Raw genomic sequence first — 15,540 nt, 5'->3', positions numbered from 1 at the left:
GGTTCTCCTCCAGGCAGGCGATGGTTTGTTGAAACTTTGTCAACGCCAGCTTAGCGGCAGGCCGGGCAGTTCGGCAGTAGACCAAGATTGGATGTATTCACAAGGCAGTTTGTGCTCCGTCCGCCAACGGCCGGCAACGGAGTGCAACTCGCCGTCGACGTAGACCAGCGCCAGGCGCTGACGGAGCCAGGGCGGCAGGCCCTCGCGCTGGGCCAGGGCGCGCAGGCTGCGGTGGTGGGCTTCGCCGGCCAGGCGCAGACGCTCGCCGCCTTGGGGCAGACGCACGGTCGCGCGCAGCGGTCCTGCCGGCAGCAGCCGACCGCAGCCGGCGGGCAGTTCCAGCACACCCCGGCCGTCCCACTCCACGGCGTAGTCCTCGGGTAGCGGCGGCAGGCGCGCGGCGGCGTAGAGCCCGTCGCGGTAGCGGCGGAACTCGCCACCCGGCCAGGCCAGCAGCGGCTCGGCGTCGGGTCGTACCGGCAGCACCTCGCGGTCGAGGTGGTGCAGGGTTTCGTCGTAGACGGCCGGCAGCTTCAAGCGCTCCAGCCAATGCCGCAGCAGCAGGTGCCGGCGCGCCGGGCTCAAGGCCAGCAGACCGGAAACCGAGAGACCACCGTCCTGCCGCTGGACCGCCGGCAGGCCCTCGGCGGCCAGTTCCGCGAGCAGCTCGGCCGCCTCCGCGCAGCGCGCCGCCGTGGACGCCAGTTGCCGCTCCGCCTCCGGCCAGCGCTGGCGCAACCCGGGCATCAAGGTCTGCCGCAGCCAGGAGCGGGCGTAGCGTGGCGAGCGATTGTGCGGGTCCTCGATCCAGGACAGGCCGCGCGCGCGCAGGTAGTCGCGCAGCGCCGCGCCGGGCACCGCCAGCAGCGGCCGCCAGAGCCAGCCCGGGTCGAAGGAGGTGAACGAACGGATCGCCGCCAAACCCTCGACGCCGCTGCCGCGCAGTAGCCGCAGCAGCAGGGTTTCGGCCTGATCGTCACGCTGGTGCGCGGTGAGCAACAACCCGCCCGGCGGCAGGCGGCTGCGCAGCGCGGCATAGCGGGCGGTGCGGGCGGCGGACTCCGGCCCCGCCGGATCGTCGGCCGCAACCTGCACGCGCAGCACCTCCAGCGGCACGCCGAGTCCGGCACAGACTGCCTGGCAGTGCGCGGCCCAGTCGTCGGCGGCGGCTTGCAGGCCATGGTGGACGTGGACGGCACGCAAGCCCGGCAGCCGGTGCTCCACGGCCAGATGCAGCAGGGCGGTGGAATCGGCACCACCGCTGTAGGCCAGCAGACAGGGTGCCTCGCCGTGACCGGCCGGCGCCCGCAGCAGGCCGGCCCAGGGGCTGGCTGGGGGTTTAGCCAACGGCCTTCAGATGGGTGACGACCTGCGGCTCCTCGTAGGCGCCGAAATTCATCAGACGCTGGTAGCGGTCGTGCAGCAGCACCGTCATCGGCCGCTGCACCAAGCGCTCGAGATGCTCCACCAGACGCGCCTTGACGCTGGCGATCATCGCCGCCGGATCGCGGTGGGCGCCGCCCAGCGGCTCCGGGATGACTTCGTGGATCAGTTTCAGGTTGTAGATGTCCTGCGCGCCGACGCGCATGGCGGCGGCGGCCTCCGGAGCCCGGCTGGCGGACTTGAACAGGATGCTGGCGCAGCCCTCGGGCGAGATCACCGAGTAGATGCTGTACTGGAGCATCATCACCACGTCGGCGACGCCAATCGCCAGCGCGCCGCCGGAACCGCCCTCGCCAGTCACGGTGGCGATCACCGGCGTACGCAGACGCGACAGCTCGAAGAGATTGCGGGCGATGGCCTCGGACTGGTTGCGCTCCTCGGCACCGATGCCCGGATAGGCGCCGGGGGTGTCGATGAAGGTCATCACCGGCAACTGGAACTTCTCCGCCATCTTCATCAGCCGCAAGGCCTTGCGATACCCCTCGGGGCGCGGCATGCCGAAGTTGCGCAGCACCCGCTCCTTGGCGTCGCGACCCTTCTGCTGGCCAATCACCACGCAGGCGCGGCCTTCCAGCCGGGCGACGCCAGAGACGATGGCGGGGTCGTCGGCATAGTGGCGGTCGCCGTGCAGCTCTTCCCATTCGGTGAAGATGCCGTTGATGTAGTCCAGCGCGTAGGGGCGCTGCGGGTGGCGGGCCAGCTGGGCGACCTGCCAGGGTGTGAGATTGGCGAAGATCTGCTCGGTGAGCTGGACGATCTTGCCCTCCAGCGCCGCGATCTCGGCGGTGAGGTTGACCTCGCTGCCCTGGGTGGCGAAGCGCAGCTCTTCAATCTTCTGCTGCAGGTCGGCAATGGGCTGTTCGAAGTCGAGATAGTTCAGGTTCATTCATCGTCTCCACCGCCACCGGCGAAGGAACGCTCGAAGCGTCGCTCCTGGACCGGTGGCACGTACCGTCGATATTGCACTTTAACGCAGTCGCCGGGAAGGAATTGTTGCAATGCCGCAAGGCACTGGCCGTCGGCCTTGAGGCGCCAGTCCGGGGGGAATTCCAGCACCGCGCTGGCACCCGTTCCCTGGTACTCCACCGTCACCGGCACGCCCAGCGGGGCCTTGAACGGAGTCAGCAGGGTTTTCAGCGCCTGCACCTCGGCCGCCGGCCGGCGCTGCCAGCGCAGGCTGATGCGCTGGGCGTAATCGTTCATCACCGTCCCGGGCGCGAAGAACTCGGCATTGAACAGCCGCTGCTCCTCGGGACGGTCGTCCTTGGGCTGGGTCCAGCCCAGCTCGGAGAGCACGAACACCAGGCTGTCGGCCTTCAGGAAGCCCGCGTACTTGGGCCATTTGTCGGCGTCGATCCAGACCGCGATGCTGCGGTCGGCATCGCTGAGACTGACCTTGTAGCTCGCCCGCCCGCCCTCTTCCTTGGGTTTGAAGAAGCGGATATCGGTGATCCAGGCGGCGAACAAATGCTTGGTCCGGGGCTGCCACTTGGCCTTGCCGTCATTGCCCTTCACCGGCTTGGGCAGGTTGGCCAGCAACTCGGCCAGCCGGGCGCTGCAGATCTGGTCGATCAGCTCCCGGGAGGTATCCATCGGGTGACCGGACAAGTAGAAGCCGAGCGTCTCGATCTCGCGCTGCAGGCGCTCGCCCAGGCCCCAGTCCTGTACCTGGTCGGCCTGCACCCGCTCGCTGATCTTCGGCTGCGGCGAGCCCAAGCCGAACAGCTCGTTCTGGCCACTGCTGGCCGAGGCAGCCGCCCGCTCGGCCAGTTGCAGGGCCTTGGGCAGGGTCTTGATCAGCGAGGCGCGGTTGAGGCCGAAACCGTCCAGCGCGCCCGAGAAGATCAGGGCCTCCATCACCTTCTTGTTGCAGCGCTTGGTGTCGATGCGCCGGCAGAAGTCGAACAGGTCCTTGTAAGGGCCGTTGGCGTCGCGTTCGGCAACGATGCCCTCCACCGCGCCCTCACCCACGCCCTTGATCGCGCCCAAGCCGTAGAGAACCGCGTTGGCGCCAGGCACGGTAAAGCGGTAGCGGGAGCGGTTGATGTCCGGCGGCTGCACCTTGAGGCCCATGCGCAGGGCCTCCTCGCGCATCACCACGACGGTCTCGGTATGCGCCATTTCGCAGGACATCACCGCCGCCATGAACTCGGCCGGGTAATGCGCCTTGAGCCAGGCCGTGTGGTAGCTCACCAGCGCGTAGGCGGCGGCGTGCGATTTATTGAAGCCGTAGTCGGCGAACTTCGCCATCAGGTCAAAGACCTTGCTCGCCACCTCGGGATCGACCCCCCGCCCGGTGGCGCCGGTGGTGAAGATCTCGCGCTGCTTCTCCATCTCGGCCTTGATCTTCTTGCCCATCGCCCGGCGCAGCAGGTCGGCGCCGCCCAGGCTGTAGCCGGCCAAGCGCTGCGACATCTGCATCACCTGCTCCTGGTACACGAAGATGCCGTAGGTGGGCTTCAGCACCGGCTCCATCTCGGGATGCAGGTACTGCACCTTGCTCGGGTCGCGCTTGTTCTCGCAGAAGGTCGGGATGTTGTCCATCGGGCCCGGCCGGTACAGCGAAACCAGGGCGATGATGTCCTCGAAGCAGTCGGGTTTGAGTTCGCGACTGGCCTTCTGCATGCCCGGCGATTCCATCTGGAACACCGCCGAGGAATCGCCGGACTGGTAGACCTTGCGATAGGTGATCTGGTCGTCCAGCGGCAGCGCCAGCATGTCGAGCTGCTTGCCGTGCAGGCGGGCGATGGTATCCACCGCTTCCTGGATGATGGTCAGCGTCTTCAGGCCCAGGAAGTCGAACTTCACCAGTCCGATGGTTTCCAGGTCCTTCATGTCGAACTGCGTGCGCACGCCGCTGCCATCGGCTTCGCAGTACAGCGGCGTGTAGCAGGACAAGGGCTTGGGCGCGATCACCACGCCGCCGGCATGCACGCCGACGCCACGGGTGACGCCTTCCAGCGCCAGCGCCAGGTCGAGCACCGCGCGAACGTCCTCCTCCTCCTCGTAAGCCTTTTTCAGCTCCGGGTTTTCCTCGATGGCATCGGCCAGGGTGGCGCCGGGAATGCCGGGGATGAGCTTGGCCAGGCGGTCACCGAAGCCGAAGCCGTGGCCCATGATGCGGGTGACGTCGCGCACCACGCCGCGTGCCGCCATGGTCGCGTAGGTGACGATCTGGCCGACGTACTCGCGGCCGTATTTTTCGGCGACGTACTTGATGACGCGGTCGCGGTTGTCCATGCAGAAATCGACGTCGAAGTCGGGCATGGACACGCGCTCGGGGTTGAGGAAGCGCTCGAACAGCAGGTCGTAGGGTAAGGGATCGAGATCGGTGATCTTCAGCGAATAGGCCACCAGCGAGCCGGCACCGGAGCCGCGCCCCGGCCCCACCGGGCAGCCGTTGTCCTTGGCCCACTGGATGAAGTCCGAGACGGTCAGGAAGTAACCGGCGAAGCCCATCTTCTTGATGATGCCGATCTCGAAGTCCAGGCGGTCCCGGTATTCCTGTAAGGGCCGCGTCGGCTGGATCTGCGACAGCCGCCATTCCAGCCCCTGCTTCGCCTCCTGCTCCAGGAAGCTGTCCGGCGTGTGGCCTTCCGGCACCGGGAAGTTGGGCAGGTGGTAGGTGCCGAACTTGAGGCTGAGCGTGCAGCGGCGGGCGATCTCCAGCGTGTTCTCGACCGCCTCCGGCAGGTCGGCGAACAGCGCCTGCATCTCCTCGGCCGACTTCAGGTACTGCTCCTCGCTGTAGTCGCGCGGCCGCTTGTCGTCGGCCAGCATGCGGCCGGTGGCGATGCAGACCCGCGCCTCGTGGGCCTCGAAATCCTCGCGCTTCAAAAAGCGCACGTCGTTGGTCGCCACCAGTGGCAGGCCGCTGTAACGGCTGTAGAGCGCGGCCAGCTCCACCCAGTCTTCCTCGCCGGGGCGGCCGCAGCGGGTCACTTCCAGGTAGACGCGGCCGGGGAAGCGCGCCAGCCATTCGGCGCGGATCGCCTCGGCGGTCTCCAGCGCGTCGCCGAGCAGGGCCTTGGCCAGGCTGCCGTCGCGGCCAGTGAGCGCGATCAGGCCCTCGCTGCGTTCGTCCAGCCAGGCGCGCTTGATCACCGCGCCCTCGCGGCCCTGCCCCTCGGCATAGGCGCGCGACAGCAGCGCGGCAAGGTTGAGGTAGCCGGCTTCGCTCTGCACCAGCAAGGTCAGGCGCTCGGCGCCCTCGTCCTTGCCGCGCTCCTCGATCAGCACGTCGGCGCCGACGATGGGCTTGATGCCCGCGCCTTCGGCGGCCTTGTAGAACTTCACCATCGCAAAGAGATTGTTGCGGTCGGTGATCGCCAGCGCCGGCAGTCGCATCTCCTTGGCGGCGGAGGTCAGCGTCGCGCCCTGGCCACCGCCTTTGCGCTTGGGCGGCTCGACCCGGACGATGCCGTCGGTGAGCGAGTACTCGGTGTGGACCCGCAGGTGCACGAAGCTCATGCGCCCGCTCCCGCACCGGCGGCCTGCGCGGTGCGTGAGGCGGCCTCCAGCAAGGACCGCTGCGCGCAGGGCGCGAAGCTCATCCGGTGCTCGGCGCAGGGTCCAAGACGGCGCAGTGCCGCGAGGTGCGCAGCAGTGCCATAGCCCTTGTGCTGGGCGAATCCGTAACCCGGGTAGCGGCCGTCGAGTTCGAGCAGCAGCCGATCTCGGGACACCTTGGCGAGGATGCTCGCCGCCATGATCTCGGCATGCAGGGCATCGCCACCCACCACCAGCGCGGTGGGCAGGCCCAGGCGAGGATCCTGGTTGCCATCGACCCGGCACAGCGCCGGCACCCGCCCGAGCGCGGCCACCGCGCGGCGCATCGCCAGGAAGTTCGCCTGCAGGATATTCAACTGGTCGATTTCCGCGACGCTGGCTGTGCCGACGGCCCAGGCCAGGGCGCGCTGCTGGATCTGCGGGAACAGTTTTTCCCGTGCCCGCGCCGACAACTGCTTGGAGTCGTTCAGGCCGACGAGGCCGTGGACGGCGGGCAGAATCACCGCCGCCGCCATCACCGGCCCGGCCAGACAGCCGCGCCCAGCCTCGTCGATCCCGGCGATCAGCCGGACGGAGTCAGGGAGGGGGGCGGCACTCATGACCACAGCTTGCCTGCGCACGCGCTGGATTTCACGACTTGACGGATGCCGATTCCCCGCTCAAGCCCGTGCTGACGGCGTTTCCAGCAGCTCGGCGATGGCGGCGGCGGCCTGGCTGGCGGCGTCACGGCGCAGTTCCGCGCGCACGGCGGCGAATCCGGCGGTCTGCCGCGTCGCCGCCCCGTCCGCCGTCAGCAGCAGCCGCAGGGCCTCCGCCAGGCGTTCCGGGGTGCAGTCTTCCTGGAGCAACTCCGGCACCAGATTCTCGCCGCTGAGCAAGTTCGGCAGGCTCACGCTGCTGACCTTCAACAGGCGCCGCAGCAGCCAGGCCGTAAAGCCGCTGAGCCGGTAGCCGACCACCATCGGCCGTCCGAGCAGCAGGCATTCCAGGGTGGCGGTGCCGCTGGCCAGCAGTACCGCATCGGCGGCGCGCATGGCCTCGCGCGACTGGCCGTCGAGCAGGCGCCAGTCCAGGCCCGGCGCATACTGCTGGCGCGCCTGCTCCAGCAAGGGCCGCAGGCTGGGCTTGGCGACCGGGGTGATGACTTGCAGCCCCGGAATCTGCTCGCTCAGGCGCCTGGCCGCTTCGGCAAAGGGTTCCGCCAGCCGGCTTACCTCGCCGCTGCGACTGCCCGGCAGCAGCGCCAGCACCGGCCGTGCCGGATCGAGCCCCAGCGCCTGCTTGCCGGCGGCGGGGCTGACCGCATCATCCAGCTCGTCGGCCAGCGGATGTCCGATGTAGGCGGCCGGCACGCCGTACTTGGCGTAGACCGCCGGCTCGAAGGGAAACAGGCAGAGGATGCGCTCGACCGCCTTGGCGACGGTCTGCACCCGGCCCTCGCGCCAGGCCCAGACCGTGGGGCTGACCAGATGCACGGTACGCAGGCCCCGACGTTTCAGGCGGGCTTCCAGGCCCAGATTGAAGTCGGGCGCGTCGATGCCGATCAGCACTTCCGGTCGGCCGGCGGTGTAATGGCTCACCAGCATCCTGCGCAGCTTGAGCAGGCGCGGAACCGCCGGCAGCACCTCGGCCAGGCCCATCACCGACAGGGTTTCGATACTGGCCACCGCCTCGCAGCCCTCGGCCAGCATGCGCGGGCCGGCGACGCCGCTGAAGCGCGCCTGCGGATAGCGCTGGCGCAGGGCACGGATCAGCGCGGCGCCGAGCAGGTCGCCGGAGAGTTCGCCGGCGATGAGGGCGAAGTGGGGGCGGCCGTGCATGCGCAACTACCCCTCCGGCGGCTGCGCCGCCACCTCCCCTACTTCGCAGGGGAGGCACTCCGCCTTTGCCTCCCCTGCTCGCAGGGGAGGTGTCACCGCAGGTGACGGAGGGGTCGGCGCGGCCTCGGCAATCGCCGCCATCACCCCCTCGAACTCGTCCATCACCTGCACGTTGGTGAACCGCAGAATCTTCAAACCGAGACCCGCCAGATAGGCATCGCGCCGCTGATCCAGATGCTGGGCTTCAAATCCGTCATGGCTCTCACCATCAAGCTCGATCACGAGCTTCGCAGCCGCGCAGTAAAAATCCACGATATACGGCCCAAACGGCCGCTGCCGCCGAAAATGCTGAGGCAGCAGCCGCAAACCTTCGAACCACAGCTTGCGCTCGGCCGGAGGCATCTCGCGCCGCAGCTTGCGGGCACGAGCGAGGCCTTCTCTCGAATAGCCAGGAGCCGTCATTCACCCACGCGCCAGCGGCCGCTTGCCCGAGTTGATGAACTCGGACATCAGCCGGACGTGCTCGGAGGTCTTGGCCATCTCGGCCAGTTCGGCCTTGACCTCGGCCATCACCTTGCCGGAGCGGTAGATGAGCTTGAAGGCCTCTTCGATGGGCGCCATCTCCTCCGGCTTGAAACCACGGCGGCGCAGACCTTCTTTGTTGATGGCGCGGGCGTCGGCCGGGCTGCCCTGCACCATCACGAACGGCGGCACGTCGCCGGACAGGCCGGCCGCGTAGGCGGTGAAGGCATGCGGGCCGATGCGGCAGAACTGGTAGACCAGGGTGTAGCCGCCGAGGATCACCCAGTCGCCGATCTCGACGTGGCCGGCAAGGCTGGCGTTGTTGGCGAAGATGGTGTCGCTGCCCACCACGCAATCGTGCGCGATGTGGCAGTAATTCATGATCAGGTTGCGGTCGCCGATGCGGGTTTCGCCGCGCTTGGTCTCGTACTCCTTCATCGTGCCGCGCTGGATGCTGACGTACTCGCGGATGATGTTGTCGTCGCCGATCACCGTGCTGGTCGGCTGCTCCGGCGTCGCGGTCTTGTCCTGGGAGAGTTCGCCGACGCTGGCGAACTGGTAGACCTTGTTGCGCTTGCCGAGCTTGAGCGGGCCGGTGAGCACCGCGTGCGGGCCGATCCAGGAGTCCTCGCCGATCTCGACACCGGGGCCGATGATCGAGTACGGACCCACTTGCACCGAGCCATGCAGCTCGGCCTTGGCGTCGATAATCGCGGTGGGATGGATGCGCGGCGCGCTCATGCCGAGGCCTCCGCAGCCGCACGACCCTCGTCGGGATGCTTCAGCACGCAGGTCAGCACCGCTTCGCAGGCCAGCTCCTCGCCGACCCGGGCGCTGGTCTTGAAGCGCCAGACATGGCGCTTCTGCTTGTCCAGCTCCACGTGCAGGGTCAACTGGTCGCCCGGCACCACCGGCCGCTTGAAGCGCGCCCCGTCGACGCCGGCGAAATACAGCAGGTAGCCGGAGTCGGGGCGGATGCCGGAGTCGAGCACCGCCAACAGGCCGCAGGTCTGCGCCAGCGCCTCCAGCATCAACACCCCGGGCATGGTCGGCACCAGCGGGAAGTGGCCGGTGAAATACGGCTCGTTGTAGGTGACGTTCTTGATCGCGGTGAGCGTCTTCTGCTTTTCGTAGGCGATCACCCGGTCCACCAGCAGAAAGGGCGAGCGATGGGTCAGCAGACCCATGATGGCGCGGATGTCGAGATTGATCTGGCTCATGAACTAGTTGTCGTTTCCTTCGGAGGCATCGGCGCTCTCCTGCGCCTTTACGTGGAGCAGGCCTTCCAGATGCTTCACCCGCTCGGTCAGCTTGTCGAGGCGGCGCACCCGCGCCACGGTCTTGCGCCATTCGCGCGCCGGCGCCAGTGGCAGGCCGGAGCCGTACACGCCCGGTGTATCGATGGAATTGGTCACCATCGCCCTGCCCAGCAGCACCACGTCGTCGGCGATCACCAGGTGTCCGCCGATGCCGGCGGCGCCGCCGATCATGCAGCGCTGGCCGATGCGGGTGGAGCCGGCGATGCCGGTGCAGGCGGCGATGGCGGTGTTCCTGCCGATCACGCAGTTGTGGGCGATCTGGATCTGGTTGTCGAGGCGCACGCCGTCCTCAATGACGGTGTCACCGAGCGCGCCACGGTCGATGGTGGTGTTGGCGCCGATCTCGACATCGTCGCCGACCACGACGGTGCCGAGCTGGGGCATTTCCTCCCAGGAGCCATCCGGCAGGCGGACATTGCCGAAGCCGCGCGCGCCGATCACCGCGCCCGGCTGCACCAGGACGCGGGCGCCGAGCCGCACCCGCTCGCCGACCGTCACCGCCGCTTCCAGTCGGCAGCCAGGACCGAGGCTGGCGTCGGCGCGCAGGATGCTACCCGGCCCGATGTAGCTGCCCTCGCCGACGCTGACGCCGGCCTCGATCACCGCGCGCGCCCCGACGAAGACGCCGGTGGCCAGCCGGGCGGAACCGGCGACGCTGGCGCTGGCATCGACGCCGGGCGCAAAGGCGCGGCTGGCGTCGAACAGGCGGGCGATGCGCGCAAACGCGAGGCTGGGATCGCGCGCCAACAGCCCCGGCGTGGTCAGCGCCGAGACATCGCGCTTGCCGACCACGACGGCGGCGGCGCGGGTGTCGGCAAGCTGAGCGCGGTATTGCGGGCTGGCGAGAAAGCCGAGCTTGCCGGGCTCGCCGGGCTTGAGTTCGCAAAGACCGGCGACGCGGGTCTGGCCGTCGCCGACCACTTCCAACTGGAAGCGCTCGGCCAGTTCGGCCAGGGTGTAGCTGGGGCTGGATTCAGTCATGGGGCGCAACATTAACGGCAGCGGCGGCGGCGCGCGAACCTGGGCTCAGCCAAGCAGGGCGGCAATCTTGGCGGCGTCAGGCCGCTCGATCACGCCGTGTTCGCAGACGATGGCGTCGATCAGAGAGGCCGGCGTGACATCGAACACCGGGTTGTAGGCGGCGTAACCGAGCGGTGCCACCGGTGCGCCGCGAAACTCGGTCAGCTCGGCGGCGCTGCGCTCCTCGATGGGGATGTGGCCACCGTCCGGGCAGTGCAGATCGAAGGTGCCGCTGGGCGCCACCACCATGAACTTCGCACCGTGCGCCTTGGCCGCCAGCGCCAGCGCGTAGGTGCCGATCTTGTTGGCGGTGTCGCCATTGGCGGCGATGCGGTCGGCGCCGACGATCACCCAGTCGATCTTCTCGCTCTTCATCAGGTGCGCGGCGGCGCCGTCGGCCAGGAGCTTGCCGGGGATGCCCTCCTGCGCCAGCTCGAAGGCGGTGAGCCGCGCGCCCTGCAGCCAGGGCCGGGTCTCGGTGTTGTAGGCGAACTTCAGCTTGCCGGCGGCATGGGCGCTGCGGATCACCCCCAGCGCGGTGCCATGCCCGCCAGTGGCAAGTGCGCCGGTGTTGCAGTGGGTGAGCACCACCGCCCCTGCCGGCAGCAGGGCCGCGCCCAGCGCGCCCATGCGCAGGTTCTGCGCCAGGTCTTCCTGATGGATCGCCTCGGCCTCGGCCAGCAGCGCGTCGGCGCTGCGCGGGGCGACCGCGCGCATGCGCTCCAGCGCCCAGCGCAGGTTGACGGCGGTGGGCCGGGATTCGGCCAGAACCTGCTCCGCCGCTTGGTAGTCGCGGCCCTGCTGGGCATCGAGCACCAGGCCGTAGGCGGCGGCGATGCCGATGGCCGGCGCGCCGCGCACTGCCATGTCGTGGATGGCGCGCGCCACCTCGGCGGCGCTGCGGCAGGCGAGCATCCGCACCTCCTGCGGCAACAGCCGCTGATCGAGCAATTGCAGGTGGTCGGCGGCCCAGATGATCGGCTGTACAACAGAAGACATGGAGCTTGCCCTTAAAATGGTCGGGTGACGAAAGGGCGCGAATTGTCGGTCATCCGCCTCGCGCCGTCATGACAAACCCTCACCACGACCCTGGCGCCGCCATGCAGCCCATTGATCTGCTCGTCTTTCCCCGCTGGCTGGTGCCGGTGGAGCCCGCCGGCCTGGTGCTGGAGCAGCACGCCCTGGCCGTGCATGGCGGCCGCATCCTGGAGCTGCTGCCCGCCGCCGAGGCCGCCCAGCGCTACCAGGCGCGGGAAACCCTGCGGCTGGACCGTCACGCGCTGATGCCGGGCCTGGTCAATGCCCATAGCCACGCGGCGATGAGCCTGCTGCGCGGCATCGCCGACGATCTGCCGCTGATGACCTGGTTGCAGGAGCACATCTGGCCGGCCGAGGGCGCGCATGTCTCGCCCGAGTTCTGCCGCGACGGCGTCTCGCTGGCCGCCGCCGAGCTGATCCGCGGCGGCGTCACCTGCGTCAACGACATGTACTTCTTCCCCGACGCCAGCGCCGCCGCCTTCAGCGCGGCCGGGATGCGGGCGGTCGCCAACCTGATCGTGCTGGACTTCCCCACCGCCTGGGCAGCCAACGCCGACGAGTACATCCACAAGGGCCTGGCGCTGCACGACGCGCTCAAGGGCAACCCACTGGTGACCACCATCTTCGGTCCGCACGCGCCCTATACGGTCAGCGACGCGCCGCTGACCAAGATCCGCGCCTACGCCAACGAGCTGTCCATCGGCATCCACATGCACGTGCACGAAACCGCTGGCGAAGTGGCGATGGCGGTGCAGGCCACGGGCAAGCGCCCCTGGCAGCGGCTCAAGGAGCTGGAACTGCTGGGCCCTGACTTCATCGCCGTGCACATGACCCAGCTCAGCGACGAGGAAATCGCCGAGGCCGCCGAGTTCGGCGTGCACGTCGCGCACTGCCCGGAGAGCAACTTGAAGCTCGCCAGCGGCTTCTGCCCGGTCGGCAAGCTGCTCAAGGCCGGGGTCAACGTCGCGCTCGGCACCGATGGCGCCGCCAGCAACAACGATCTCGACCTGTTCGGCGAGCTGAAGACCGCCGCCCTGCTGGCCAAGGCGGTGGCCGGCGACGCAGAAACGCTGCCGGCGCAGGCCGCCCTGCACATGGCGACCCTGGCCGGCGCCAAGGCCCTGGGCCTGGACGAGCAGATCGGTTCGCTGAAGGAGGGCAAGCAGGCCGACTTCATCGCCATCGACCTCGATGCCCTCAACACCCAGCCGGTCTACAACGTCCTCTCCCAACTCGCCTATGCGGTCAACAGCCGCCAGGTCTCCGAGGTGTACGTGGCCGGCAAGCCGCTGTTACGCGGCGGACTGCTGACCACGCTGGACGAAACGGCCCTGCGCGCCAAGGCGCGTGAGTGGGCGGCGAAAATCCGGCCATGAGCGACCCGCGTTTCGCGACCACACCGCAACCGCCCTACTACGCGGTGATCTTCAGCTCCACCCGCCAGGCCGACGACGGCGCCACCTATGGCGAAACCGCCGAGCGCATGGTGCAACTGGCCCAGCAGCAGCCGGGCTATCTGGGCGTGGAGAGCACGCGCGGCACCGATGGCTTCGGCATCACCGTCTCCTACTGGGAGAGCGAGGCCGCGATCCAGGCCTGGAAGCGGCAACTGGAACACAGCGAGGCCCGTCGCCAGGGCCGCGAACGCTGGTATCAGCACTACGAATTGCGCGTCGCCAAGGTCGAGCGCGCCTACGGAAAACCATGAACCACAGTTCCAGCAGCAACGTCGATCACAGCGAAATCGCCAACTTCCAGAAACAGGCCGCGACCTGGTGGGACCCGAACGGGCCGATGCGCGCTCTGCACCACATCAATGGCCCGCGGGTCGCCTACATCGAGGCCTGCGCCGGTGGCTTGAAGGGCAAGACGGCGCTGGATGTCGGCTGCGGCGGCGGCCTGCTGACCGAGGCACTGGCGGCGCGGGGCGCGACTGCCACCGGCATCGACCTCGCCGACGAGGCGCTGGAAGTCGCCCGTCTGCACGGACTGGAGCAGGAGCTGGCCGGCCATTGGGCCGGCAGCGTGAAGCCCGGCTACCGCGCGATCAGTGCCGAGGCCCTGGCCGCCGAAACCCCGGCCGCCTACGACCTGGTCTGCTGCCTGGAAATGCTGGAACACGTCCCCGACCCGGCCAGCGTGCTGCGCGCGATTGCCACGCTGGTGAAGCCGGGTGGCACGGTGGTGCTGTCCACCATCAACCGCAACCCCAAGGCCTATGCGCTGGCAGTGCTGGGCGCCGAGTACGTGCTCAACCTGGTGCCGCGCGGTACCCACGACTACGGCAAGTTCATCCGCCCTTCCGAGCTGACCAGTTGGGCGCGCGCCGCCGGCCTGGAGGCGGTCGAGGTCAAGGGGCTGAGCTACAACCCGGTGAGCAGACAGGCGCGCTTGGGCAGCGACATCGACGTGAACTACTTCCTGCATTGCCGGAAGCCGGCATGAGCACCAGCAGCCCCGGCCGCGCCGCGCGGGCCTTCTTCTTCGACCTCGACGGCACCCTGGTCGATACCGCGCCGGACCTCGGTGGCGCCGCCAACCACGTCCGCCTCTCACTGGGCCTGCCGCCGCTGCCGCTGCTCGACTACCGCCCGGTAGCCTCGGCGGGCGCGCGCGGCCTGTTGGGCAAGGCGCTGGGCATTAGCCCCGAACACGCGGACTTTCCCCGTCACCGCGACGCCTTCCTGGCCCACTACGCCGAGCACCTCGCCGATCAGTCGCCGCTGTTCGAGGGCTTCGAGACGGTGCTCGCGACCTATGCCGCGCATGGCCTGGCCTGGGGCGTGATGACCAACAAGCCCAAGCGCTACACCGACGCCTTGATGGCCGCACTTGGCCTCGACCGCCGCGCGGCGGCCGTGGTCAGCGCCGACGAAGTTGCCCAGGCCAAGCCGGCGCCGGATGGCCTGCTGCTGGCCTGCGAGCGCGCCGGACTGAAGCCCGAGGACTGCTGGTACGTCGGCGACGACCAGCGCGACATCCTCGCCGGCCGCGCCGCCGGCATGCGCACCGTCGCTGCCGCCTGGGGCTACGAAGGCCCGCATCCCATCCACACCTGGGGCGCCGAGCTCATCCTCGCCCGTCCCATCGACCTGCTGGAACTGATCGCATGAGCACCCTGCCCGCCGACTACCAGCCGCAGCCCGGCAGCCTCAAGGACCGGGTGATCCTGATCACCGGCGCCGGCGATGGCCTGGGCAAGGCCACCGCGCTCGCCGCCGCTGCGGCCGGCGCCACCACCATCCTGCTCGGCCGCACCATCAAGAAGCTGGAAGCGACCTACGACGCCATCGAGAAGGCCGGCGGCCCGCAGCCGGGCATCGTGCCGCTGAATCTCAACGGCGCCACCTGGAACGATCATCTGGCGCTGGCCGAGACCCTGGAAGCCGAGTTCGGCCGCCTGGACGGCCTGGTGCACTGCGCCGCCCACTTCACCGGCTTCGCGCGACTGGCGGAACTGGCCCCGAAGGACTGGATGGACAGCCTGCAAACCAACCTGACTGCCGCCTATGTGCTGAGCCGGGCCTGCCTGCCACTGCTGGAGAAATCGCCGGACGCCAGTCTGGTGTTCGTCAGCGACGCTGGCGGCCGTCGGCCCAAGGCCTACCACGGCGTCTACGGCATCACCAAGGCGGCGGTGGAAGCGATGGCGGCGACCTGGGCGCAGGAATGCGCCGGCAGCCATCCCAAGCTGCGCATCAACAGCTACTACCCGGGGCCGATGCGTACCGCGATTCGGGTCAAGGGCTATGCCGGCGAAGGTGTGCAGGAAACCCCGCCGCCGGACGCCGCCGCGCGGCGGCTGCTTTGGTTGCTGAGCGCGGACAGCTGCGGCGTCAGCGGCCAGGCGCTGTAACCCGCCCGGCAGC

At 68.9% G+C, this 15,540-nt stretch carries 15 protein-coding genes; 5 read left to right on the top strand and 10 right to left on the bottom strand.

Going from position 1 to position 15,540, the window contains the following annotated elements; all coding sequences use genetic code 11:
- Positions 1–39: 39 nt before the first annotated feature.
- The 10 genes from tilS to mtnA are packed head-to-tail and all read right to left on the bottom strand — an operon-like array spanning position 40 to position 11,632.
- The gene (gene tilS, locus ED208_RS09190) at positions 40–1,347 is read right to left on the bottom strand and encodes a tRNA lysidine(34) synthetase TilS (RefSeq protein WP_123211579.1); all 1,308 of its coding nucleotides are present in this window, start codon (positions 1,345–1,347) and stop codon (positions 40–42) included.
- Complete coding sequence (locus tag ED208_RS09185) at positions 1,340–2,329, bottom strand: acetyl-CoA carboxylase carboxyltransferase subunit alpha (RefSeq protein ID WP_123211578.1); 990 nt, start codon at positions 2,327–2,329, stop codon at positions 1,340–1,342. The genes tilS and ED208_RS09185 overlap by 8 nt, the downstream gene beginning before the upstream one ends.
- Positions 2,326–5,913, bottom strand: coding sequence for a DNA polymerase III subunit alpha (gene dnaE, locus ED208_RS09180; protein WP_123211577.1), 3,588 nt, complete (start codon positions 5,911–5,913; stop codon positions 2,326–2,328). The genes ED208_RS09185 and dnaE overlap by 4 nt, the downstream gene beginning before the upstream one ends.
- Entirely contained in the window at positions 5,910–6,551 is a 642-nt protein-coding gene (gene rnhB / locus ED208_RS09175) for a ribonuclease HII (RefSeq protein ID WP_123211576.1), read from the bottom strand. The genes dnaE and rnhB overlap by 4 nt, the downstream gene beginning before the upstream one ends.
- A 60-nt stretch (positions 6,552–6,611) precedes the next feature.
- The gene (gene lpxB, locus ED208_RS09170) at positions 6,612–7,772 is read right to left on the bottom strand and encodes a lipid-A-disaccharide synthase (RefSeq protein WP_123211575.1); all 1,161 of its coding nucleotides are present in this window, start codon (positions 7,770–7,772) and stop codon (positions 6,612–6,614) included.
- 6 nt (positions 7,773–7,778) lie between these two features.
- Positions 7,779–8,234, bottom strand: coding sequence for an endonuclease domain-containing protein (locus tag ED208_RS09165; protein ID WP_123211574.1), 456 nt, complete (start codon positions 8,232–8,234; stop codon positions 7,779–7,781).
- Complete coding sequence (gene lpxA / locus ED208_RS09160) at positions 8,235–9,035, bottom strand: acyl-ACP--UDP-N-acetylglucosamine O-acyltransferase (RefSeq protein WP_123211573.1); 801 nt, start codon at positions 9,033–9,035, stop codon at positions 8,235–8,237.
- A complete protein-coding gene (gene fabZ, locus ED208_RS09155; RefSeq protein WP_123211572.1) occupies positions 9,032–9,514 on the bottom strand; it encodes a 3-hydroxyacyl-ACP dehydratase FabZ in 483 nt (160 codons plus the stop codon). The genes lpxA and fabZ overlap by 4 nt, the downstream gene beginning before the upstream one ends.
- A 3-nt stretch (positions 9,515–9,517) precedes the next feature.
- The gene (lpxD, locus tag ED208_RS09150) at positions 9,518–10,594 is read right to left on the bottom strand and encodes a UDP-3-O-(3-hydroxymyristoyl)glucosamine N-acyltransferase (RefSeq protein WP_123211571.1); all 1,077 of its coding nucleotides are present in this window, start codon (positions 10,592–10,594) and stop codon (positions 9,518–9,520) included.
- A gap of 45 nt (positions 10,595–10,639) precedes the next feature.
- Positions 10,640–11,632 (bottom strand): S-methyl-5-thioribose-1-phosphate isomerase, encoded by a 993-nt coding sequence (gene mtnA / locus ED208_RS09145; RefSeq protein ID WP_123211570.1) that lies wholly within the window; start codon positions 11,630–11,632, stop codon positions 10,640–10,642.
- Positions 11,633–11,733: 101 nt separating this feature from the next.
- On the opposite strand from mtnA, the gene ED208_RS09140 reads away from it, so the two are divergent.
- Genes ED208_RS09140 through ED208_RS09120 form a run of 5 tightly spaced genes read left to right on the top strand, consistent with a single transcriptional unit; the run spans position 11,734 to position 15,527 of the window.
- On the top strand, positions 11,734–13,047 hold the full coding sequence (locus ED208_RS09140) for a TRZ/ATZ family hydrolase (RefSeq protein ID WP_123211569.1): 1,314 nt from the start codon (positions 11,734–11,736) through the stop codon (positions 13,045–13,047).
- Positions 13,044–13,379, top strand: a complete 336-nt coding sequence (locus tag ED208_RS09135; RefSeq protein ID WP_123211568.1) for an antibiotic biosynthesis monooxygenase family protein — start codon at positions 13,044–13,046, stop codon at positions 13,377–13,379. Before ED208_RS09140 ends, ED208_RS09135 begins: the two co-directional genes overlap by 4 nt.
- Complete coding sequence (ubiG, locus tag ED208_RS09130) at positions 13,376–14,116, top strand: bifunctional 2-polyprenyl-6-hydroxyphenol methylase/3-demethylubiquinol 3-O-methyltransferase UbiG (RefSeq protein ID WP_123211567.1); 741 nt, start codon at positions 13,376–13,378, stop codon at positions 14,114–14,116. Before ED208_RS09135 ends, ubiG begins: the two co-directional genes overlap by 4 nt.
- On the top strand, positions 14,113–14,784 hold the full coding sequence (locus ED208_RS09125) for an HAD family hydrolase (protein WP_123211566.1): 672 nt from the start codon (positions 14,113–14,115) through the stop codon (positions 14,782–14,784). The genes ubiG and ED208_RS09125 overlap by 4 nt, the downstream gene beginning before the upstream one ends.
- Entirely contained in the window at positions 14,781–15,527 is a 747-nt protein-coding gene (locus ED208_RS09120) for an SDR family NAD(P)-dependent oxidoreductase (RefSeq protein WP_123211565.1), read from the top strand. The genes ED208_RS09125 and ED208_RS09120 overlap by 4 nt, the downstream gene beginning before the upstream one ends.
- Positions 15,528–15,540 lie beyond the last annotated feature (13 nt).

It is taken from the genome of Stagnimonas aquatica, assembly GCF_003730135.1.
Lineage (GTDB): Bacteria > Pseudomonadota > Gammaproteobacteria > Nevskiales > Nevskiaceae > Stagnimonas > Stagnimonas aquatica.
The sequence above is the reverse complement of the archived record's forward strand: the minus strand, read 5'-3'. Positions and strand labels throughout refer to the sequence as shown.

Bases quoted from the DNA above. Each gene is read 5' to 3' on its own strand.
- lpxB (WP_123211575.1), bottom strand. From the start codon at position 7,772: ATGCACGGCCGCCCCCACTTCGCCCTCATCGCCGGCGAACTCTCCGGC.
- ED208_RS09125 (WP_123211566.1), top strand. From the start codon at position 14,113: ATGAGCACCAGCAGCCCCGGCCGCGCCGCGCGGGCCTTCTTCTTCGAC.
- mtnA (WP_123211570.1), bottom strand. From the start codon at position 11,632: ATGTCTTCTGTTGTACAGCCGATCATCTGGGCCGCCGACCACCTGCAA.
- ED208_RS09185 (WP_123211578.1), bottom strand. From the start codon at position 2,329: ATGAACCTGAACTATCTCGACTTCGAACAGCCCATTGCCGACCTGCAG.
- rnhB (WP_123211576.1), bottom strand. From the start codon at position 6,551: ATGAGTGCCGCCCCCCTCCCTGACTCCGTCCGGCTGATCGCCGGGATC.
- dnaE (WP_123211577.1), bottom strand. From the start codon at position 5,913: ATGAGCTTCGTGCACCTGCGGGTCCACACCGAGTACTCGCTCACCGAC.
- fabZ (WP_123211572.1), bottom strand. From the start codon at position 9,514: ATGAGCCAGATCAATCTCGACATCCGCGCCATCATGGGTCTGCTGACC.
- ubiG (WP_123211567.1), top strand. From the start codon at position 13,376: ATGAACCACAGTTCCAGCAGCAACGTCGATCACAGCGAAATCGCCAAC.
- lpxD (WP_123211571.1), bottom strand. From the start codon at position 10,594: ATGACTGAATCCAGCCCCAGCTACACCCTGGCCGAACTGGCCGAGCGC.
- ED208_RS09140 (WP_123211569.1), top strand. From the start codon at position 11,734: ATGCAGCCCATTGATCTGCTCGTCTTTCCCCGCTGGCTGGTGCCGGTG.
- ED208_RS09120 (WP_123211565.1), top strand. From the start codon at position 14,781: ATGAGCACCCTGCCCGCCGACTACCAGCCGCAGCCCGGCAGCCTCAAG.
- ED208_RS09165 (WP_123211574.1), bottom strand. From the start codon at position 8,234: ATGACGGCTCCTGGCTATTCGAGAGAAGGCCTCGCTCGTGCCCGCAAG.
- ED208_RS09135 (WP_123211568.1), top strand. From the start codon at position 13,044: ATGAGCGACCCGCGTTTCGCGACCACACCGCAACCGCCCTACTACGCG.
- lpxA (WP_123211573.1), bottom strand. From the start codon at position 9,035: ATGAGCGCGCCGCGCATCCATCCCACCGCGATTATCGACGCCAAGGCC.